This is a genomic window from Mycobacteroides salmoniphilum (assembly GCF_004924335.1).
Lineage (GTDB): Bacteria > Actinomycetota > Actinomycetes > Mycobacteriales > Mycobacteriaceae > Mycobacterium > Mycobacterium salmoniphilum.
Window position 1 is genome coordinate 1,510,705 of the sequence record NZ_CP024633.1, and the last position, 20,881, is coordinate 1,531,585.

Annotated in this window: 22 protein-coding genes; 15 read left to right on the forward strand and 7 right to left on the reverse strand. The window is 64.6% G+C overall.

All coding sequences use genetic code 11. The features are described 5' to 3' along the window. Positions 1-24: 24 nt before the first annotated feature. The 4 genes from DSM43276_RS07515 to gplR1 all read left to right on the forward strand — a co-directional run bounded on the left by DSM43276_RS07515 (position 25) and on the right by gplR1 (position 4,258). Positions 25-1,680, forward strand: coding sequence for a circularly permuted type 2 ATP-grasp protein (locus DSM43276_RS07515; protein ID WP_078328951.1), 1,656 nt, complete (start codon positions 25-27; stop codon positions 1,678-1,680). After that, complete coding sequence (locus tag DSM43276_RS07520) at positions 1,680-2,657, forward strand: alpha-E domain-containing protein (RefSeq protein WP_078291117.1); 978 nt, start codon at positions 1,680-1,682, stop codon at positions 2,655-2,657. The genes DSM43276_RS07515 and DSM43276_RS07520 overlap by 1 nt, the downstream gene beginning before the upstream one ends. Before the next feature lie 32 nt (positions 2,658-2,689). Then, on the forward strand, positions 2,690-3,529 hold the full coding sequence (locus tag DSM43276_RS07525) for a transglutaminase family protein (protein ID WP_078325467.1): 840 nt from the start codon (positions 2,690-2,692) through the stop codon (positions 3,527-3,529). Between the two features lie 63 nt (positions 3,530-3,592). Beyond that, positions 3,593-4,258: a TetR/AcrR family transcriptional regulator GplR1 gene (gene gplR1, locus DSM43276_RS07530; protein WP_078298529.1), complete on the forward strand. Its 666-nt coding sequence runs from the start codon at positions 3,593-3,595 to the stop codon at positions 4,256-4,258. Between the two features lie 20 nt (positions 4,259-4,278). Here gplR1 and DSM43276_RS07535 read toward each other — a convergent pair whose 3' ends face one another. Continuing rightward, complete coding sequence (locus tag DSM43276_RS07535) at positions 4,279-4,866, reverse strand: type II toxin-antitoxin system PemK/MazF family toxin (RefSeq protein WP_078325468.1); 588 nt, start codon at positions 4,864-4,866, stop codon at positions 4,279-4,281. 77 nt (positions 4,867-4,943) lie between these two features. On the opposite strand from DSM43276_RS07535, the gene lepA reads away from it, so the two are divergent. Further along, on the forward strand, positions 4,944-6,797 hold the full coding sequence (gene lepA / locus DSM43276_RS07540) for a translation elongation factor 4 (protein ID WP_078325469.1): 1,854 nt from the start codon (positions 4,944-4,946) through the stop codon (positions 6,795-6,797). Positions 6,798-6,935: 138 nt separating this feature from the next. Here lepA and DSM43276_RS07545 read toward each other — a convergent pair whose 3' ends face one another. Further along, positions 6,936-7,700 carry a DUF899 domain-containing protein gene (locus tag DSM43276_RS07545; protein WP_234802988.1) on the reverse strand — a complete coding sequence of 255 codons (765 nt, stop codon included), beginning with the start codon at positions 7,698-7,700 and terminating at the stop codon, positions 6,936-6,938. Between the two features lie 55 nt (positions 7,701-7,755). On the opposite strand from DSM43276_RS07545, the gene DSM43276_RS07550 reads away from it, so the two are divergent. The 5 genes from DSM43276_RS07550 (at position 7,756) to DSM43276_RS07575 (ending at position 12,523) form a co-directional block, all read left to right on the forward strand. After that, positions 7,756-8,766, forward strand: coding sequence for an NAD(P)H-dependent flavin oxidoreductase (locus tag DSM43276_RS07550; RefSeq protein WP_078328972.1), 1,011 nt, complete (start codon positions 7,756-7,758; stop codon positions 8,764-8,766). Continuing rightward, the gene (locus tag DSM43276_RS07555) at positions 8,763-8,945 is read left to right on the forward strand and encodes a hypothetical protein (protein WP_078325472.1); all 183 of its coding nucleotides are present in this window, start codon (positions 8,763-8,765) and stop codon (positions 8,943-8,945) included. The genes DSM43276_RS07550 and DSM43276_RS07555 overlap by 4 nt, the downstream gene beginning before the upstream one ends. 81 nt (positions 8,946-9,026) lie before the next feature. Then, a complete protein-coding gene (locus DSM43276_RS07560; protein WP_234802662.1) occupies positions 9,027-10,955 on the forward strand; it encodes a glycoside hydrolase family 15 protein in 1,929 nt (642 codons plus the stop codon). Next, positions 10,952-11,719, forward strand: coding sequence for a hypothetical protein (locus DSM43276_RS07565; protein WP_078328973.1), 768 nt, complete (start codon positions 10,952-10,954; stop codon positions 11,717-11,719). Before DSM43276_RS07560 ends, DSM43276_RS07565 begins: the two co-directional genes overlap by 4 nt. Before the next feature lie 15 nt (positions 11,720-11,734). Beyond that, on the forward strand, positions 11,735-12,523 hold the full coding sequence (locus DSM43276_RS07575; RefSeq protein ID WP_078329035.1) for a hypothetical protein: 789 nt from the start codon (positions 11,735-11,737) through the stop codon (positions 12,521-12,523). On the opposite strand, the gene DSM43276_RS07580 is transcribed toward DSM43276_RS07575, so the two are convergent. Genes DSM43276_RS07580 through DSM43276_RS07600 form a run of 5 tightly spaced genes read right to left on the reverse strand, consistent with a single transcriptional unit; the run spans position 12,513 to position 17,399 of the window. Further along, the gene (locus DSM43276_RS07580) at positions 12,513-13,766 is read right to left on the reverse strand and encodes an FAD-dependent oxidoreductase (protein ID WP_078328974.1); all 1,254 of its coding nucleotides are present in this window, start codon (positions 13,764-13,766) and stop codon (positions 12,513-12,515) included. The two genes, DSM43276_RS07575 and DSM43276_RS07580, sit on opposite strands and share 11 nt — an antisense overlap. Then, the gene (locus DSM43276_RS07585) at positions 13,753-14,274 is read right to left on the reverse strand and encodes a hypothetical protein (protein ID WP_109556005.1); all 522 of its coding nucleotides are present in this window, start codon (positions 14,272-14,274) and stop codon (positions 13,753-13,755) included. Before DSM43276_RS07585 ends, DSM43276_RS07580 begins: the two co-directional genes overlap by 14 nt. Next, positions 14,271-15,428: a hypothetical protein gene (locus DSM43276_RS07590; RefSeq protein ID WP_078328975.1), complete on the reverse strand. Its 1,158-nt coding sequence runs from the start codon at positions 15,426-15,428 to the stop codon at positions 14,271-14,273. The genes DSM43276_RS07585 and DSM43276_RS07590 overlap by 4 nt, the downstream gene beginning before the upstream one ends. 1 nt (position 15,429) lies before the next feature. Continuing rightward, entirely contained in the window at positions 15,430-15,843 is a 414-nt protein-coding gene (locus DSM43276_RS07595; RefSeq protein WP_078328976.1) for a hypothetical protein, read from the reverse strand. Then, positions 15,840-17,399 (reverse strand): hypothetical protein, encoded by a 1,560-nt coding sequence (locus DSM43276_RS07600; protein WP_078328977.1) that lies wholly within the window; start codon positions 17,397-17,399, stop codon positions 15,840-15,842. Before DSM43276_RS07600 ends, DSM43276_RS07595 begins: the two co-directional genes overlap by 4 nt. 60 nt (positions 17,400-17,459) lie before the next feature. Here DSM43276_RS07600 and DSM43276_RS07605 point away from each other — a divergent pair, with 60 nt between their 5' ends. The 5 genes from DSM43276_RS07605 (at position 17,460) to cysW (ending at position 20,880) form a co-directional block, all read left to right on the forward strand. After that, positions 17,460-17,720, forward strand: a complete 261-nt coding sequence (locus DSM43276_RS07605) for a hypothetical protein (RefSeq protein WP_078328978.1) — start codon at positions 17,460-17,462, stop codon at positions 17,718-17,720. 167 nt (positions 17,721-17,887) lie between these two features. Continuing rightward, positions 17,888-17,983 carry an Ms4533A family Cys-rich leader peptide gene (locus tag DSM43276_RS24065; RefSeq protein WP_372990850.1) on the forward strand — a complete coding sequence of 32 codons (96 nt, stop codon included), beginning with the start codon at positions 17,888-17,890 and terminating at the stop codon, positions 17,981-17,983. 133 nt (positions 17,984-18,116) lie between these two features. Then, on the forward strand, positions 18,117-19,172 hold the full coding sequence (locus DSM43276_RS07610; RefSeq protein ID WP_078328979.1) for a sulfate ABC transporter substrate-binding protein: 1,056 nt from the start codon (positions 18,117-18,119) through the stop codon (positions 19,170-19,172). Next, positions 19,169-20,068 (forward strand): sulfate ABC transporter permease subunit CysT, encoded by a 900-nt coding sequence (cysT, locus tag DSM43276_RS07615; protein WP_078328980.1) that lies wholly within the window; start codon positions 19,169-19,171, stop codon positions 20,066-20,068. Before DSM43276_RS07610 ends, cysT begins: the two co-directional genes overlap by 4 nt. Continuing rightward, entirely contained in the window at positions 20,065-20,880 is an 816-nt protein-coding gene (gene cysW, locus DSM43276_RS07620) for a sulfate ABC transporter permease subunit CysW (RefSeq protein ID WP_078328981.1), read from the forward strand. The genes cysT and cysW overlap by 4 nt, the downstream gene beginning before the upstream one ends. Position 20,881: the final 1 nt, after the last annotated feature.

A 20,881-nucleotide genomic window follows, 5' to 3' on the forward strand; every position in this document is an offset into this window, starting at 1 on the left:
GGCAAGGTGAGCCTGCGAACAGTGATGCCGAACTCGGGGCGACCCACACGCGCGGCGGCTACGCCACGGCTAACCCGGCGTGATGACCAGATCTTTGGTGGATACCGCGCTCTGGTGTCCGAGAAGGGCGCTTACTCCAAAGCCTTCGATGAAATGTTCGACGCGGATGGCAACGTGCGCGGACCCTATAAGGGGATCTACGCCGAGCTCGCGCCCACCGACGCCGCCGATCTCGCCGCGCGCGCCGATGCGCTGGGCAGGGCATTCGTCGATCAGGGAATCACCTTCTCGCTGTCGGGTCAGGAGCGGCCGTTTCCGTTGGATCTGGTGCCGCGCGTCATCGCCGCGGCAGAGTGGTCGCGGCTGGAGCGGGGCATCGCCCAGCGGGTCAAGGCACTCGAGATGTACCTCGCCGATATCTATGGCGATCAGGAGATCCTGCGCGACGGGGTAATCCCGCGTGCCTTGATCACCTCCTGTGAGCACTTCCACCGCGAGGCCGCCGGGATCAACCCACCCAACGGGGTGCGCATCCATGTCGCGGGTATCGATCTGGTGCGCGATGCGCAGGGCACCTTCCGGGTGCTCGAGGACAATCTGCGGTCCCCGTCCGGGGTGTCGTACGTGATGGAGAACCGTCGCACCATGGCGCGGGTCTTCCCCGACCTGTTCACCTCGCACCGTGTGCGCGCGGTGGACGACTACGCCTCGCATCTGTTGCGGGCCCTGCGCAAATCGGCGGCCACCAATGAGGCCGATCCGACCGTGGTGGTTCTCACACCCGGTGTCGCGAACTCCGCCTACTTCGAGCACTCACTACTGGCCCGCCAGATGGGTGTGGAACTCGTCGAGGGACGCGACCTGTTCTGCCGCGACAACCAGGTCTATATGCGTACCACCGAGGGTGAGCGCCAGGTCGATGTCATCTACCGCCGCATCGACGACACGTACCTGGACCCGATGCAGTTCCGTCCCGATTCGGTGCTCGGGGTCGCGGGGCTGCTGAACGCCGCCCGCGCTGGGAACGTTGTCATCTCCAGCGCCGTCGGCAATGGAGTGGGCGATGACAAGCTCGTCTACACCTACGTGCCGACGATCATCGAGTACTACCTCGGCGAGAAACCCATCGTCGCGAACGTGGACACCTACCGATGTTGGCTCGACGACGAGCGCGAGGAAGTGCTCGACCGCATCGACGCGCTTGTCATCAAGCCGGTGGAGGGGTCCGGCGGGTACGGCATCGTGTTCGGGCCCGACGCCTCCGAGAAGGAACGCGCCGCGATTGCCAAGAAGATCAGAATGGATCCGCGTGGGTGGGTGGCCCAGCCCGTGGTCCAGTTGTCCACGGTGCCCACGAAAGTTGGCGATCAGCTGGTGCCTCGGCATGTGGATCTGCGCCCGTTTGCGGTCAACGACGGTGATGACGTGTGGGTGCTGCCGGGTGGCCTCACCCGGGTGGCGCTGCCGGAGGGCTCGCTGGTGGTGAATTCCAGCCAGGGTGGCGGGTCCAAGGACACCTGGGTGCTGGCCTCGCGGGCCTCTGTCGCCGAGCGCGAACTCTCGGGTGCCGAAGTGGTCCCCGAACTACCGCAGGCCGCAGAGGTTGAACAGGGGCCTGAGGCGACTACCGCGGGTCTGCAGGTGCAACAACAACAGCAACAACAGCAGGTGATGTTCTAATGCTGGCGCGAAACGCGGAGTCGCTCTACTGGATCGGCCGGTATGTCGAGCGTGCCGATGACACCGCGCGCATCCTCGATGTCACGGTGCACCAGCTGCTCGAGGACGCCAGCGTGGATCCCGACCACGCCTCCCGGGTACTGCTGCGCGTACTGGGTATCGACGCGCCGGACATCGTGCTCGATGTGTGGTCACTCACCGAACTCGTCGCATTCAGCCGTGGAGTGCAGGGCGGGTCGATCGTGGACTCCATTTCGGAAGCGCGTGAGAATGCCAGGGGCGCACGCGAAGTGACTTCTACCGAGATGTGGGAGTGCCTCAACACCACCTACAACGCGCTGGCCGACCGTGAGCGCGCCGCCCGCAGACTCGGCCCCCACGAGTTCTTTACCTATGTGGAGGGGCGCGCCGCGCAATTCGCGGGACTCGCCGACTCCACGCTCAGCCGCGACGACGGGTACCGATTCCTGGTGTTGGGCCGGTCCATCGAGCGGGTGGATATGACGGTGCGGCTGCTGCTTTCGCGTGTTGGTGACCGCGCGTCCTCGCCCGCCTGGGTGACCCTGTTGCGCAGCGCGGGCGCTCACGACACGTACCTGCGTACCTACCGTGGGGTGTTGGATGCCAGCCGGGTCGTCGAGTTCATGCTGCTGGACCGGCTGTTCCCGCGTTCGGTGTTCCATTCATTGCGCCAGGCCGAGCTGAGCCTGGAGGAACTGGATCACCAGCCGCATAGCCGGGTTGGTGCGCGTGCCGAGGCGCAGCGGCTCTTGGGGCGGGCCCGTAGTGAGCTGGAGTTCATGCGCCCCGGGGTGCTGCTGGAGGACTTACCGACACGTCTGGCCGGCCTGCAACAGACCTGCCGGGAATTGGGTGAGGCGGTGGCGCTGCAGTACTTCCACGCCGCGCCGTGGGTGGCGTGGAGTGATGCCGGTGGTCGCCACGATGTGGATCCCATTGAAGAAGGCGAGATCTGACGATGAGCCGCTTGCGCGAAGAGGAGAAGTAGATGTGGCGCCTGCGAGTCGTTCACGCGACCGGTTACGCCTACAAGACGCCGGTGACCGCCTCCTACAACGAGGCGCGGTTGACGCCGCGTAGTGACGGTCGTCAGAACGTCATTCTCAATCGCGTGGAGACGGTTCCGGCCACCCGCTCGTATCGGTATGTCGACTACTGGGGTACTGCTGTCACGACGTTCGACCTGCACGCACCGCATACCGAGCTGGAGGTGACGGGTCTGTCGGTGGTGGAGACCGATGTCGCAGAAAGGCCAGAGGAATCCGTGGTGTGGGACGACATCCACGCCACCGCCGTCATCGACCGATTCGACGAGTACCTGTCGCCCAGTGCGTACGTCCCACACAGCAAGAAGGTGCAGTCGGTGGGCAAGAGGATCGCCAGGGAGGCCACTCCCGTCGAGGCCATTGTGGCGGCATCGAAATGGGTGCACGCGGAGCTCGACTACGTGCCCGGAACCACCGGCGTGCACTCGTCGGCGCTGGATGCGCTGCGCGAAAAAAAGGGAGTGTGCCAGGACTACGCGCATCTGACCTTGGTTCTACTGCGCAGTATGGGGATCCCGGCGCGCTATGTGTCGGGCTATCTGCATCCCAAGGGCGACGCCGCGGTGGGCGAGACGGTGGATGGACAGAGTCACGCGTGGATCCAGGGGTGGGCCGGAGGTTGGTGGGATTACGACCCCACCAACGACAGCGAGATCAACGAGCAATACATCACCATTGGCGTCGGCCGGGACTACTCGGACGTCAGCCCTCTTAAGGGCATCTACTCGGGGGGCGGCTCGACCGATCTGGACGTCGTGGTCGAAGTCACACGACTCGCCTAAACACCGCAGAAAAAGCCGGTTATTGCACAGGTGTCTGGCAAGAAGAGTAATAATGCGTAGACCATGGTGACCAAACAAGCTACCGGGCTATACGGCGGACGAACGGCAGACGAGCGCCGCGCGGAGCGGCGGAGACGCCTCCTTGAGGCGGGGCTCGAGGTTATGGCCAGCTCAGGCTGGGCAGCGACAACGGTTCGGGAGATCTGCAAGACCGCCGGACTGAACACGCGTTACTTCTACGAGTGCTTCGACGGCCTCGACGAGCTGCTCGTCGCGGTCTTCGACTGGATCATCGAAGACAGCATCGCCACGGCAGGTTCGGCGATGGCCGCTGCCGACAAGGACTCACGCTCGCAGGTGCATGCCGGCGTCGTGGGTGCGGTCACCGCACTGACCGCCGACCCCCGTCGCGCCCGTGTGATCGCCACCGAGGCGATGGGAAGCCAGCGACTCACTCGTCGTCGCATGCGGTTGACGCACTACATGGCGTTGATGCTCGGTGCTGCTCGCGCCGAGTTCGACCCGGATGCCGATCCGAACTACACCGCGGTGCAGGCCGAAGCCCTGGCCGCGGGTGTCGCCGGCACCGTATTGGCATGGCTCGACGGACGGCTGCGTCTGGAGCGTGAGGAACTGGCCGAGTACACCGCTCAGTTCATCGATCAGGCCATGTTCACGCCGTCGCCGGTGCGTAACTCCGTAGAACTGCGCAACTCCGTAGAACACTGAGGCTGCGCTGATCGATGGGATCAGCTCCAGGAGAACCGCGCGCGCAGATGCCTCGCGACGATGTTGAATAACTCCACGTCCAGAATGGCGCCCTCGCGCCGAATTCCTTCTTCGGGAACATCGAGCACTCGATCGAGGCGCACCCAGCTGGGGCGTCCGTCGTAATCCCAGCTTCCGCTGCCGAGCGCCACCCAATCCAGATCGCTCTCGTGGCGCTGCTGGCTCGACAGCATCAGGCCCAGCAGGACCGTCCCGTCCCGTCCCACGACGAGCACCGGGCGGTCCTTTCCCTGTGAGGGGTCATCCTCGTAGACCACCCAGGTCCACACGATCTCGCCGGGATCAGCGCGACCGTCGAGGTCGGGTGTGTATTCGATGCGTCGGGCGCGATGGGCCGTGGGCACACTGCGGTTGGTCACGGGACGGCCCGGAATGGCGGTCTGCTGCTCGGTCTCCACGACACCGATAGCCTCGAGCCCGCGCTGAAGTCCACGCTGGACGAATTCGGACCCCTGTAGTTGCCGCAGCACCTTCGGGCCTTCGCGGAACACGATGGTTTCCGCGATCTTCCCGAGCCTCCGCCCGAGCGTCTGCCACTGTGACGCCATCCAGCGAGCATACTGACCGGTAGCCCTCGGCGACGTGTGTGTCAGGAGCACGTCTGTCGGCATGGGAGCATGGTGCGGTGCCAAGTTTTGCCGACACGACGTTCACGGACCCGGCGCGTATCCGTAACTTCTGCATCATCGCCCACATCGACCACGGGAAGTCGACGCTGGCCGACCGGATGCTGCAGCTGACCGGTGTGGTCGACGCGCGGTCCATGCGCGCCCAGTACCTGGACCGGATGGATATCGAACGCGAGCGCGGCATCACCATCAAGGCACAGAACGTGCGGCTGCCCTGGAAAATCAGCACGGCTGCCGATTCCGCCGAGTACGTACTGCATCTCATCGACACCCCCGGGCACGTCGACTTCACCTACGAGGTGTCGCGCGCGCTGGAGGCCTGTGAAGGCGCCGTGCTGCTGGTCGACGCCGCGCAGGGCATCGAGGCGCAGACGCTGGCCAACCTGTACCTGGCGCTCGACAAAGACCTGACGATCATTCCGGTGCTCAACAAGATCGATTTGCCCGCCGCAGATCCCGACCGCTACGCGCAAGAGATCGCGCACATCATCGGCTGTGAACCCTCCGATGTGCTTCGGGTGTCCGGCAAGACCGGTGAGGGCGTCGAAGCACTGCTCAACGAGGTGGTGCGGCTGATTCCTGCGCCGCAAGGTGATCCGGATGCCCCGGCGCGCGCGATGATCTTCGACTCGGTGTACGACATCTACCGCGGCGTCGTCACCTACGTCCGCGTCGTCGACGGCAGGATCACGCCGCGCGAGAAGATCGCGATGATGTCGACGGGTGCCACCCACGAACTGCTGGAGGTGGGCATCGTCTCGCCCGACCCCAAACCCTCTGTGGGCCTTGGAGTCGGTGAGGTGGGCTACCTGATCACCGGCGTGAAGGATGTACGTCAGTCGAAGGTCGGTGACACCGTCACCTCCGCGCGCAAGGGCGCGACCGAACCGCTCACCGGCTATCGCGAACCCAGGCCGATGGTGTATTCCGGGCTGTACCCGGTCGACGGATCCGACTACCCGAATCTTCGTGAGGCGCTGGACAAGCTGCAGCTCAACGATGCCGCGCTCACCTACGAGCCGGAAACCTCGGTGGCGCTGGGCTTCGGATTCCGTTGTGGCTTCCTGGGATTGCTGCACATGGAGATCACCCGTGAGCGGCTGGAACGCGAATTCAACCTCGACCTCATCTCGACAGCACCGAACGTGGTGTACCGGGTGGTCAAGGAAGACGGCACTGAAATGGTGGTGACCAATCCGTCCATCTGGCCCGAGGGCAAGATCCGGGCGGTGTTCGAGCCCGTGGTGAAAACCACCGTCATCGCGCCGAGCGAGTTCATCGGTTCGATCATGGAGCTGTGCCAGTCGCGGCGCGGCGAACTCGGCGGTATGGACTACCTGTCGCCGGAGCGTGTCGAGCTGCGTTACACAATGCCGTTGGGCGAGATCATCTTTGACTTCTTCGACTCGCTGAAGTCACGCACCCGTGGCTATGCCAGCCTGGACTACGAAGAGGCCGGCGAGCAGGAGGCCGACCTGGTGAAGGTCGACATCCTGCTCCAGGGTGAGGCGGTTGATGCGTTCAGTGCCATCGTGCACAAGGACGGCGCGTCGGCGTATGGCAACAAGATGACCGTCAAGCTCAAGGAGCTCATCCCGCGCCAGCAGTTCGAGGTGCCGGTGCAGGCTGCCGTCGGCTCCAGAATCATTGCGCGCGAGAACATTCGGGCTATCCGAAAGGACGTGCTGTCCAAGTGCTACGGCGGCGACATCACCCGTAAGCGCAAGCTGCTGGAGAAGCAGAAGGAGGGCAAGAAGCGCATGAAGACCATCGGACGGGTCGAGGTGCCGCAGGAAGCCTTTGTGGCGGCGTTGTCCACCGATTCCGCGGCGGACAAGCCCAAGAAGTAGCGCGCAGCGGGACCGTGCCGCTGTCCTGGGCAACGGTGCGGACCCCGTCAAGGAGCTGTTCGACGACCGGTAGTTCGGTCGAGCGTGCGGATAGTGTTGAAATATCGCCGAGTTCCGACCGAATCCGCACGCTCGGCTTCAGCGCTGGCATTCCTGACTCGGCATCCCGACGATAGCCCCGCCCTGCGGCCAGCCGGCGGGCGAATCCTCCCACGGCTCCTGACGTCCATAGGGCGTCAGGTCCAGGAACGGATACCCGACCGCGGAATGGTCCAGCCCGCGCGCGAAGGCGGAATAGGTATGAAAAACCTCATCTCCGCGGCGCAGAAAGACGCTGGCGCCGGGCCAGTCGCCGCGCAGGTCCTCGTCGCGCAATCCGTCGGCTCGCAACTCATCAAGCGACTTGTAGTTGTACTCGACCGGCGCGCGTGACGGGTCGAGCGTGACGTGGAAGTCATAGCTGAAATCGCCGTCGGCGGTGGAGTACCACGGGAACGTCCAGCCATGCTCGTCGCGATAACGCGCGATGCTTGCGTACGGTGCACGGGATACGCAGGCGAAGGTGACGCCCTTGTCGGTCAACAAGGTGCGGTCCCGCTCGGTGAACGTCATGTCGGCGGCCCCGGTGCAGCTGGGGCAGCCACGGTCGATCTCGTCGAGCCACATGAAGTGGTGGATGTACAGCGTGTGTCGTCCCTCGAACATGTCCAGCAGTCGCACCTGTCCGTCGGGGCCCTCGAACACGTAATCCTTCTCGACCTTCACCATGGGAAGCCGTCGACGTTCGGCGTTGACGGCATCGCGGAGATGCGTGGCCTCGCGCTCGCGGGCCAGCAATTGCTTGCGGGCCGTCAGCCATTCCTCGCGGGTGACGGCGGTGGGATAGGCGGGTGAGCTAGTCATATCCATACCGACCCACCCCGGCCGGAAAACTCATCGCGTCGATACGCTGAGGTACATGAGTAGCGTGCTTGCCGGGCTTCGTCTTCCCATTGTCGGTGCCCCGATGGCGGGCGGTATCACCGTCCCGGCGTTGGCGCGCGGCGTGAGTGCGGCAGGCGGTTTCGGCCTGCTGCCCGCGGGGTACCGCACCATCGCGCAGTTGGATCAGGACCGCGCGGCGATGGGCGATCTGCCCTTCGGCTTCAACGTCTTCTTCCCCACGCCCGATCAGGGTGCCGACCTGCGGGAGTATCTCGACAAGCTGAAGGTCTGGGCCGACAAATTCGAGGTTGTTCCCGGCGACCCGGTCTGGCATGACGATGCGTATGCCGACAAGATCGAGTATCTGGTGACCCACCCTGTCCCGGTGGTGTCGTTCACCTTTGGTGTGCCGTCCGTCCGGGATGCGCACAGGCTTCGCGACGCCGGATCCGAGGTGTGGATCACGGTCACCAGTGCCGCCGAGGCCACGATCGCCGAGGGGGTCGGCGCCGACGCGCTGGTGGTGCAGGGCCCGGAGGCCGGCGGTCACCGCAGCAGTTTCGACGCCGGGGCTCCCGAGGAGCCGCTGGTGGACCTGATCGCGAACGTGCGGGCGGTTACCGCGTTACCGCTGGTTGCCGCGGGCGGAATCATGGACGGCGCCGACATCGCCCAGGTGCTTGCCGCCGGAGCCTCGGCCGCGCAGCTGGGCACCGCGCTGGTGGTGACCGACGAGTCGGGAGCCAAGCAGGTCTATAAGGACGCTCTGCTGCAACCGGCCGAGACGGTGGTGACGCGGGTCTTCTCGGGCCGCCCGGCGCGGAGCATTTCCAACGCATTCCAGCGGGATATGGAATCGGTTGCCCCGGTGAGTTTCCCGGCGCTGAACTCGGCGACCAAGGAGCTTCGGGCGAGTGGGGACCCGGATGTGATGTCGTTGTGGGCGGGTACCGAACATCACCGTGCGCGGGCCCTGCCGGTGGCGGAATTGATGTCCGTGTTGGCTGCCGAGCTGGGCTCGGCTGGCGGTGAGGTGACGACATGAAGCCGACTGCTCTCATCTGGACCATGGTCATCGCCGCATGCGTGTTGATCGGCCTCGACCTGGTCATCTATTTGGCGGGGCCGCGCAGTGGAGGCTCCACCGGTGTCCTTGTGGCCCTTTTGGTATTCAATCTGCTGTTGTTCGGCGGTCTCGGTATCTATCTGCGCCGCCGACGCTAAATAACCTGTGCGTTCCCGGGTCGCACCTACGATGGTCCGATGGTCTCGTCTCTTGATCCCGAGCTGTCGCTAGAAGGACTGATGTCCGCTCAGTCTCCCGTCCAGCGCCGCGGTCCCTTCCCGCCGATCGCCGACTACGCGTTCCTCTCGGACTGGGAGAACACCTGCTTGATCGCCGCCAACGGATCAGTGGAGTGGATGTGCGTCCCGCGGCCGGACTCGCCGAGCATCTTCGGGGCCATTCTCGACCGCGGAGCCGGCCACTTCCGGATCGGGCCGTACGGACACAACGTTCCGGCCGCGCGCCGTTACCTGCCAGGCAGCCTGATGGTGGAAACCACCTGGCAGACCAAGACGGGGTGGCTCACCGTCCGCGATGCGCTGGTGCTGGGGCCGTGGCATGACGTCGATTCGCGCTCCAAGACACACAAGCGCACGCCGACCGACTGGGATGCCGAACACATCCTGCTGCGCACCGTGCGCTGCGTCAGCGGCACCGTCGAAGTGATCATGAACTGTGAGCCCGCCTTCGACTATCACCGCGAGGGGCTCACCTGGGAGTACTCCGGCGATGGATATGGTGAGGCGATAGCCCGGGCGGCCAAGAATCCCGAGACCAATCCGACGCTCAAGCTCACCACGAATCTTCGGCTCGGATTGGAGGGTCGCGAGGCTCGGGCCCGCACCCGACTGACTGAGGGTGACAGCGTCTTCGTCGCGCTCAGCTGGTCCAAACATCCTGTTCCGCAGACTTATGCGGAGGCCGCCGACAAGATGTGGAAGACCGCCGAGGCCTGGCGGCAATGGATCAACATCGGCGAATTCCCCGATCATCCGTGGCGTTCGTACCTACAGAGCAGTGCGCTGGTCCTCAAGGGGCTGGCGTACTCACCGACCGGGGCGCTGCTCGCGGCATCGACCACCTCACTACCGGAAACCCCTGGGGGAGTGCGTAACTGGGATTATCGCTATTCCTGGGTGCGTGACTCGACATTTGCGCTGTGGGGCCTGTACACGCTCGGGCTGGACCGCGAGGCCGACGACTTCTTCGCCTTCATCGCCGATGCGTCCGGTGCGAACAACGGGGAGAGACATCCGCTGCAGGTGATGTACGGCGTGGGTGGAGAACGCACGCTGACGGAGGGCGAGCTGCCGCACCTGTCCGGGTACGACGGGGCCCGGCCGGTGCGGATAGGTAACGGTGCGTTCGATCAGGTTCAGCACGACATCTGGGGCACCATGCTCGATTCGGTGTACGTGCACGCGAAGTCGCGCGAACAGATTCCGGCGACACTGTGGCCGATTCTGAAGAATCAGGCAGAGGAGGCTGCGCGGCACTGGCGCGAACCCGACCGTGGCATCTGGGAGGTCCGGGGTGAGCCGCAGCATTTCACCTCGTCCAAGATCATGTGCTGGGTCGCGATGGATCGTGGCGCCAAACTCGCTGAGCTGCACGGTGAGAAGAGCTATGCCCAGCAGTGGCGCGGTATCGCCGACGAGATCAAAGACGACATTCTCGAACATGGCGTCGACGAACGCGGCGTGCTGGTACAGCGTTACGGTTCAACGGCTTTGGATGCCTCGCTGCTGCTGGCGGTGCTCAACCGATTCCTGCCGCCCGACGACCCGCGGATTCGTGCGACGGTGTTGGCGATCGCCGACGAGCTGACCAATGACGGTCTGGTGCTGCGCTATCGGGTGGAGGAGACCGACGACGGGCTCTCGGGTGAGGAAGGTACCTTCACCATCTGCTCGTTCTGGTTGGTCTCGGCATTGGTGGAGATCGGCGAGGTGCGCCGGGCGCGGCACCTGTGCGAGCGATTGCTGTCCTTCGCCAGCCCGCTGCAGCTCTATGCCGAGGAAATCGACCCGCGCACCGGTCGGCATCTGGGCAACTTCCCGCAGGCCTTCACCCATCTGGCATTGATCAACGCGGTCGTGCACGTCATTCGGGCCGAGGAGGAGGCGGACGTCAGCGGCACCTTCCAGCCGGCGAACGCACCCACATGAGGGTCCGGGGCGGCACCGCCGTGGTCGCGGTGGTGACGTGTGTGGTCGCAGCTGGTTGCGGCCGCGCCACCGATCACGCTGAGCCGACGTCTATCGCGACGGAGTCCTCGTCGGGGACAACGTCGTCGCGCTCCGCGGTGAATCCCGCCCCGGCATTTGGGTATACACCCGTATCGGAGACGGTCAAGGGTGCCGAAGGGATGGTCACCTATGACGTCCAGGTGCCGCAGCTGTCCGGTGGAGTATCTGCCGTTCGTGATCGATTCAACGAAGGCACGCGCACCGCGCTGCGGGAATTGATCGACGCATTACCGGGTCCTGGCAACAGCCAGCCGGTGTCGATCGGTGACGGCGATCTCGGGCCTGGCCTGGACGCCACCGGCGTCGCCATGATCGGACCGCACGTGGTCGCGGGTATCCAGGTGTATCTCTGGTACGCCGGCGGCGCGCACCCGAACCAGTCGGTGTCGACAACTGTGATCAATAGCGATACCGCCCAACCCGTCACCTATGACGACCTGTTCCCCAACCAGTACGCGGCCCTCGAACGGCTGAGGCAGGTGTTACCCGGTCTCGATCCGACCGGACGGGTGCGCCAGGAGACCGTCAACGGACGACTTGAGCAGTGGGTGCCGGCGCCGACGGGATTGCGGTTCTATGTGCCTGTCTCGCATGCCGCCGGTGATTTTGTTCCGATTACGGTGCCGTGGGAAAGGATTCGTGACCTGGTGGCACCTGAGATTCTGCCGGTGTTGAGTCAATAGTTGGGGGCTGTGCTGATGAAGTCACATCTTGTGGTGATGATGGTGTTGATGGGTGGTGTTGTCGCCGGTTGCCTCAAACCACCGGAAGACCCTACACAGACTTCTACAGTCCCGCCGTCGACCAGCACAACACCATCCAAACCGGCTGTGTCCCTTACCCCGGCGCAAACGCCGCCGACCGCGAAGCCGGCCTTTGGCTTCAACCCAACGCTGGAGCAGGAGGCCGGAAAGCAGGGAAAGGTCGACTACAACGTCAAACTTCCTCACGTCACTGGCGATAAGGTCGGCGCTCGGGACAGGTTCAACGAAGGCATGCGCGCGGCGCTCAACGACGTGCTGCGGATCCTGGACGATCCGAAGAATACGAGGCCCGCGACAGTAGGCGATGGACAACTGCAGCCACGGGAATCGAGTCGGGTCTCCTTTATTGGGCCGCATGTGTTGTCGGGAGCCGCCGTGTTCCTCGCGAACAGCGGTGGCCCCTATCCCAGCAACACGGTGGCGACCATCACCATCAATACCGATACGGCTCAGCCGATCATGTTCGGTGACGTCTTCGAGGATCAGGGTGCGGCTCGGGAGCAGTTACGCACGCTGGCTCAGGAGCTGGGGCCACCTGATCGCATCAAGGCCGCCGGGGACATGAACTCTGAGCAGTTCCTGCACTGGCTACCCGTGCCTAGCGGGCTGACCTTCTACATCTCCGTTCCGCACGTCGCGGGTGGCTATGTGCCGGTTACCGTGCCCTGGGAGCGGATTCGCGATCTGGTGGCGCCTGGGATGCAGCAGGTGCTCAGCCAGTAGGAAAGCGGCGTGCGAAATCGGGTGCATGCTCGGGCAGCGGTCCGATCGCCACACCATAGGCCGGAATCGCTTGCAACCATGGGTACTTGGTGGCAATCGACAAGACTGACGCGATCTTGGTGCTCGGGGTGATGGTGGTGGTCGAGTCCACCGCCGAGAACACCCTTCGGTGCACGGCCCGCTGCACCCGCTGGATCAGGGCGGTCGGTCCCCATCGGCGCACCTGTACCTTGCGAAGGTCGGCGGTGGTGAGCGTTGCCCGACGCAACGGCTCGGCGAGGATGCGTGCGGTGGCCACGGCATCGGCGATGGCGAGGTTGATGCCGACGCCGCCGACCGGAGACATGGCGTGCGCGGCATCGCCGATGAACAGCAGCCCCTCCCGGTACCACTTGCGGAGCCTATTGAGCTGCACATCAAGCAGTTTCACGTCATCCCAGCTGGTGATGGCATCGGTGCGGTCGGCCAGCCAGGGCACCATTTCGGCGATCCGGTCCCGGAGCACTTGCACATCGCCGCTGCGCATCTGTGAGTCGGTGCCCTTGCCGATGAGATATCCGCACTGAAAGTAGTCGCCGCGATCGAGCATCACCATGAATCGGTTGGTGCCGACCCGTGCGCGCGGCCCCTGTGGATCATCGGGATGCTTGGGCAGGCGGAACCACCAGACATCGATCGGAACACCGAACTGCCGTGGCCGCATTCCGGCTGCGGCACGAAGTATCGAGCCACGGCCATCGCAGGCAACGGTGAGATCCGCTTTGAGCTGGCCGGTTTCTCCCGCGGCGGTGCGATATTCGACACCGGTGATGCGATCACCGGCTCGTAAGAGCCCGGTGACCTCCGTGCTGCGCAGCAGCCGGAAGGTGGGTTCGAGCTCCGCGGCACTGGCCAGCATTTCCAGGAAGTCCCATTGGGGTGCCATCGCGATGTGCTTGTGCGGTCCGGGAAGCCGATTGAGATCGCCCAGCCGATACGTCTGCTCGCCCAGGTCCACGGTTACCTGCTGAACCAGGTTGTGCGGTATGGCCGCGAACTTCGCGCCGAGCCCCAATTCGTCGAGCAGATTCAGCGTGCTGGCATGCACGGTATCCCCGCGAAAGTCCCGCAGAAAATCGGGATGCTTCTCCAGCACCGTGACGTTGACGCCGGCGCGTGCGAGCAGCAGTGCCAACATCATCCCGGCGGGCCCCCCGCCGGCGACCGCACACGTAGTGCTCTGCGACAGTTCAGTTTTGGTCACGAGTCCTCCTCCACGCCACGATCAAGACCCCGGCCAATGCGAACACGGGGATCAACGAGAGCGTCCAACTCAACGCCAGCGGCGGCCCTGGCTGGGACAGCACCTCCAGGTTGAGTGTGCCCCTCCCGGGGCCCTGAGGGCCGGTGATGTCGAAGATGAACTGGTAATGCCCCTCTTCCTGCAGCGCCCGGATGTCCAAGCCCCAGACCTCGCGCTTACGTGGGTGGCGGGCCAGCGGTTCGGCGCGCCCTTGCCGCCCGTCGGGTGGGACGACGGTCAGGGTGCCCGTTTTCCCGGTGATCCCCTCGGCGGGAATGAATGTGAAATCCAGTGATTGCATGGCGCGCAGCGGCCATGTCGAGAACCCGACAGTCAGCGGATACGGACCCGCCGTCACCTGTTCGGTGTGTACCACGTTCACCGGCGCGTAGGCCTGGGCGGGGGCACTGAGCCCGAGGGATAGGCCGATGATGGCTAAGAATGACAACAGGATTCGGGTATGTCTCACGCGACGGCCTCTGTCGTGCCGACATTGTTTCCGGGTACCCGCAACATCAGTGCGATGCGTTGCGCCAGGAATCCGGCGAACGCGCCGAGTGCCAACCCCGCCAGGCCGACGGTGACGTAGCTGCTCACGGTTTCGGTTCCCTGCCGATATAGCATCGCGCCCTGCAGCAGATATCCCATGCCCGCCGCCGAACCCAGAATCGTACCGATGGCGGTCATCGGCCACCGCTGCCATGCGCGGTCACCTGCCAGATGCAGCAGTCCTGCGGCGAGCGCGGCGAAGATCGCGAGAAATATCGGCATCATTCCGGGGATCGTGGGTGGTCCGCCCCAGAGGTCATCACGCAGCGGCAATCCCACCGCTGCGGCGTATTCGTGTGCGGCCCACGGTGAGAACCACCAGAAGATGGACTGAATGGCGCCCATGATCGCCGCGACGCCGAGCGGGGCCAATGTCGATCGCAAGACGCCCGCGATGACCAGCAGTACGAGCGGAACGACGAACGCCGAGCCCAGAGATATCGGGTTGAAGTCGAACTTGAAGAGGAACAGCGCGGTGAACGGGATGGCCGTCATCGCTGCCACCAGCGACGCCTGGGCCATCAAACCCACCGCACCCCAGCGGAATCGGCGTGCAGCCGCGAAGGTGACGACACTGCCGAGGTCGGTGACGGTTCCGGATACGAACAATGCGAAATGCGGGGGAGAGGCCAGAACGGCATCGAATCCGTAGACCGTGTGCCACCACAGATCCAACAGTCCGTACATGAGAAACGACGCGGCGCCGCAGCCGGAGAGTAGGAAGCCCAGGGGAGCGGTGAATCTGCCACCGAACACGCGGATCGGCACACCACCTACCCAGCTCGGTACCTCTTCGCTCGCGCGCTGGGCGGCGGTGATCATCAAAACCATGACGAGGCTGGTGATTCCACCGATCGCACTGCCCGAGTACAGGAAAAGATGCGGGAGTGTGAAGAACGTATCGGGGCCCACATCGTCATGCCATTCCACGTCCCAGGTGGTTCCCACCGCACCCACCACGCTGCCCAGTAGCACTCCGTACGCCCCTAGCGGCGCGTACTTCTCGATGGTGGCGCGGGTAATTCGCGGCACCTGCTGGGCACCGGCGGGCGCCGTGCTTGTCTCGGGACTCATCTCAACCTCCACTCACCCATAGTGGCATTGTCGTGCGCTCATCGGGATCACCCGACGGCGGCGTGACGGTCACGACGATGTCCCAGGGCCCGGCCATGGACAGCATCACCTGGTCGAACTTCGTGCGGCAGGACACCACCTCGCGCAACGGTGGCATGGCGTGGCCCATCAGGGGCATCACCAATTCGACTGACACCGATTCGGATTCAGGGAGATTGTCGTCTTCCCTGTTGACGATGGCGAGCTCCAGCGCGGTCATCCCGACACGGGGACTATCGATGGTCACCGTGATGGCGTAGTGCTCGGTACCGGAGTACAGGGTGACGGCCTCGGGCGCGCTGGGCCAGGCAATCCATGCCAATCCGAACACGGCGGCAAGTATTACCGCGAGCCCCGCCCACACCTGGCGTGTCATGAGATGTCCAGTCGTACCGGGATTGTCAGCACCCGATAGTCACGCTGTGCCTGAATCCAGGCGAGGTATCGGCCCGGCTTGGGGAACGTGAAGGTGAACGGCACATCTGGCCCGAAGGCGGCCACCGTCTCGTCGGGTGGACTGTCACCGTTGAGGGGTGGGACACCGACCATGGGTGGCATCGGCTCATCTTGTGTCGGCGCATGGCCAGCGCTGTGATCCATGCCTGTCATACCGGGCATATTGGTTCCCCCGTGACCGCCCATGGAATGAGCATGGGCCCAGACCGCTGAATCCTGTACGGCGGTACCGAGATCGCCCGCAGGGGTGTCACGGGGAATCGGGCCGGCGATCACCAGATGACCGAGCATGCCCAGCCACGGTTGCAGGACCGGGTCCGCCCCGACGGTGGCGGAGAGCGTTGTCGGCCGCCCCGCGCGTAGGCCGGTGGCGCTCACCTGCACGTGTAGCCCGTCGATCATGCGCATCCCGGGTCCGTCGAACGGCGCCGGCGTGGCAGGCCCCCCGCCACGCGATGTGAGTCCACCCGGCAGGCGCACCGTCTGCACGCCGCCGCCACGCCGCACGAACTCGGCCGAGACCGCATACCGGCCCGCGACCACAGGTGAGAGCGGTACCGAGTAACGGCCCGGTGCAACCCTGATCGGATGCAGATGGGATAGCCGCCCGTCCGGGGCCACCACCAGGAGGTGGATCAACGCGCTGTCATGGATGACCAGGTCGTCGGCGGGCAGCCCGGTCGCCGTGTCGACGAGTGAGAAGTAGAGGTCGGTGGCGCGCCCCGAATCCAACTCGGACTGTTCGGTGATGAACGTGGCCGAAGGCCGGGAGTAGTCGGTGACCGCGGGACGGTCCAGCCGGTACGGATTGGCGGTGTTGTCGACGGTCGGGTCTCGTTGCACGCCGGGCTCGGGTGGTGGCGGGGCCGAGGCGGACAGCACCGCGCCGGTGATGGCGACCGCGAGGGCCGTGACCGTGGCGGTCACCGGCACGGCGATCCACACCCCACGACGGACCCGCGTCGCCACCACGAGTGAGACGAGCAGGAGCAGGCCCGTGGCGGCCAGCCCGAGATAGGCCACTCGTTCCGATGGTGACATCGCCTGACCGACGAGGACCAGCGGGATCCGGGCGGTGTGCACACCGTCGCTGATCGTCAGGTCGTTCGGCCCGGTGCGGTCGACATCGAGAGTCGCACCGTACGGACCGGGTTTCTCACCGAGGACCACCATCGCCGTCGATATGGGAACGCCCGGAGCCGGTTGATGGTCATCGGTGCTGGCGCCGGTGGGCACGATTTGCACCCGGAGCGGGCCGGACGGGGTGCCGTGGTGAGCGATCACGTCGACACGCAGCGGACCGGGAATGCTGGTCACCCGGCGGGCCACCACAGTGAGCTCGCGCTCGCCCAGGCTCAGCGCGACCTGCACATCGGCGCCCGCGGCGGCTGAATCCGCCGCCGCGACGGGGGCTCCGCTCAATAGTGCGGAGAGTGCGAGCACCAGGAACAGGCACGTCGCGCGCAAGTGGCTCATCGGTATCCAGTCTGCCCTGCGCCGGAGAGGCCGCGGGATGGTCCGCCTAAACTGGCCCGCGTGAACAGCGACAGCGTGATCGGCCTCCTGAGTTGGTGGGATGGCGTGGAGCTGTGGCTCAGCGGACGCGGGTTCATCCTTCAAACGATCATCGTGATGCCGGTGGTGTTGGGGTTGGCGTACGCGATGGCCGTGGCCGGTGACAAGATCTTGTTTGTGCTGCTCAGCATGGTGAATCGGCTCGGGCGGTGCTACCAGGCGGCGCGCCGACCCTCCATGGAAAATCGGGTAGCCGCGGCCACCCCGGTGGACCTCTCATGAGCGGTTTGCCGCAGTCGCGCGTCACGTTGGCGCTGGTTGCGTTGGCCATTCTGGTGATAGTCGCCTGGCTGTTGAGTCGGTAGTTACTGTCTGTTGATGTAATAGTGCTTCTACCTGCCGCTTCGGCCGTAAAGACCGCATCAAAGAGCTCTGCTACGCTTCCGCTCATGCATTCCACCGCCCCGGTTAACCGCGTGCGCCACATCTTGGCGCTCATTGCGGTCGGTACATGCGCGGTTGCAGACGTTCACTGTTGTCGCTAGACCCATCCCGTCCGCGGTTTGGTGTCGGTAGCGGCTAGTTCGAAGCCCACTGGCTGTTTCGCTACCTTTCTGTCGTTACGGGATTCCATGAGATATCCGTCCCAGGTAATCGTCATCCCACGAAAGGCATCGCATGCTCGACTCCAGGATCAATATCGCGAAGACGGTCGGCGCCCGCCGGTGGCGCCACATCGGAGTTCTTGCCACGGCGGCAACACTTCTCGCCGCCTGCGGTGGGGGATCCAGTGATGTCGCCGGCGGCGAGTCACATTCGGATGCCGACACCACCTTGACGCTCGTTGCGTACGCCGTGCCGGAGCCTGGCTGGAAGAAGATCATCCCGGCATTCGCGAACACCGCCGAGGGCAAGGGTGTCGCGGTCACTACCTCTTATGGTGCTTCCGGCGATCAGTCCCGCGCCGTCGTCGACGGCAAGCCGGCCGACATCGTCAACTTCTCGGTGGAGCCCGATGTGAGCCGTTTGGTCAAGGCGGGCAAGGTTTCCGAAGATTGGAATGCCGATGCCACCAAGGGCGTGCCGTTCGGTTCGGTGGTCTCGCTTGTCGTGCGTAAGGGCAACCCGAAGAACATCAAGGACTGGGATGACCTGCTGCAGCCCGGAGTCACGGTCATCACCCCCAGCCCGTTGAGCTCGGGTTCGGCCAAGTGGAACCTGTTGGCGCCGTACGCGGCCAAGAGTAACGGCGGCCGCGATGACCAGGCGGGTATCGACTTCGTCAGCAAGCTCGTCGGCGAGCACATCAAGCAGCGCCCCGGTTCCGGACGCGAGGCCACTGATGTGTTCCTGCAGGGCAGCGGCGACGTGTTGATCAGCTACGAGAACGAGGCGATCAATGTCGAACGTCAAGGCAAGGACGTCGAGCACGTCAATCCGCCGCAGACGTTCAAGATCGAGAACCCGGTTGCGGTCGTCAAGGGCAGCGCGCACCTGGACAAGGTGAACGCCCTGAAGAACTTCCTGTACACCCCGGAGGCACAGAAGCTCTGGGCCGAGGCCGGTTTCCGACCCGTCGATCCGGCTGTTACGGCAGAATTCGCCAAGGACTTCCCGACGCCCGAGAAGCTGTGGACCATTGCCGAACTGGGCGGCTGGAAGACCGTTGACCCAGCGTTGTTCGACAAGGAAAACGGCAGCATCACCAAGATCTACAAGAAGGCCACCGGATGACAGCGTCTACGGAACAGTCGACGGAACCGGCTTCCGAGCCGAAATCGACAGCCCGGCCCGACCGTGAGGTCGGTGCCGGGCAGTCGGGGGGACTCTTGAGGCGCCGGTACGGCAGCACCTCGCTGCGGGTCGGTGCGGCGTCGATCTGGCTCAGCATCATCGTGCTGCTGCCGCTGGCCGCGATCATCTGGCAGTCGGCCGGTGGCGGGTGGACGGCGTTTTGGAACGCCATCACCTCTAATGCCGCGGTGAGCTCGTTCCGGGTGACCCTGGGAGTCTCGTTCGGGGTCGCCGTCATCAACCTGTTCTTCGGGCTGTTGGTGGCCTGGGTGCTGACCCGCGACGACTTCCCCGGAAAGCGGTTGGTCGATGCCGTCATCGACCTGCCGTTCGCGTTGCCGACGATTGTGGCGAGTCTGGTGATGCTCGCGCTGTACGGCCCGGGCAGCCCGGTGGGCATCCACATCCAACACACCAGTTGGGGTATCGGGATAGCCCTGCTGTTCGTCACCCTGCCGTTCGTGGTGCGATCCGTGCAGCCTGTCCTGCTGGAACTCGACCAGTCCGTCGAGGAGGCCGCAGCCTCGCTGGGAGCCGACAACTGGACGATCTTCCGGGCGGTGATTCTCCCCGCGCTGCTTCCGTCACTGTTATCGGGTGCGGGTCTGGCCTTTTCGCGTGCGATTGGTGAATACGGTTCGGTGGTGCTGATCGGTGGTGCGGTGCCCGGTGAGACGGAAGTCTCTTCGCAGTGGATCAGGACGCTCATCGAGAACGACGATCGCACCGGCGCTGCGGCGATCTCGATTGTGCTGCTGATTATTTCGTTTGTCGTGTTGTTCGTCTTGCGCACCATCGGGTCGCGCGCGGCCAAGCGAGAGGAGCTGGCGCAGTGACGCCGTCACCGCTCGTCAAGTATGTGGCGCGGTACGTGGCGCTGCTGTACATCGGCATCCTGGTGATCGTTCCCGTGGGCCTCATCCTGTGGCGCACGTTCGAGCCAGGGGTCGGGGCGTTCTTCGAGTCGATCGCCACGCCGGCCGCGGTATCGGCCTTGCAGCTATCGCTGCTGGTGGTGGCGATCGTGGTGCCGCTGAACGTCATCTTCGGCATTCCCACGGCGTTGGTACTGGCGCGGAACAAGTTCCGCGGCAAGGCCGTGCTGCAGGCGATCATCGACCTCCCGTTCGCGGTCTCGCCCGTCGTGGTGGGTGTCGCGCTGATCCTGTTGTGGGGATCGGCGGGCGTGTTCGGGTTCGTCGAGAACGATTTCGGGCTCAAGATCATCTTCGGGTTCCCGGGCATCGTGCTTGCCAGCATCTTCGTCACGATTCCGTTCGTCATCCGCGAGGTCGAGCCAGTGCTGCATGAACTGGGCACCGAGCAGGAAGAGGCTGCCGCAACGCTGGGAGCCACTGCCTGGCAGACGTTCTGGCGTATCACGTTGCCGTCCATCCGCTGGGGGTTGACCTACGGCATCGTGCTCACCATCGCGCGCACACTGGGTGAGTACGGCGCGGTGATCATGGTGTCATCGAACCTGCCCGGGGCATCGCAGACCCTGACCCTGCTCGTGTCCGATCGCCATCAGCGTGGTGCCGAATACGGCGCATACGCCATCTCAGCATTGCTCATGGCTGTCGCGGTGATCGTCCTGGTGGTCCAGGTGGTCATCGATGCGCGGCGAGCAAAAGCCAATAGCGAATAGC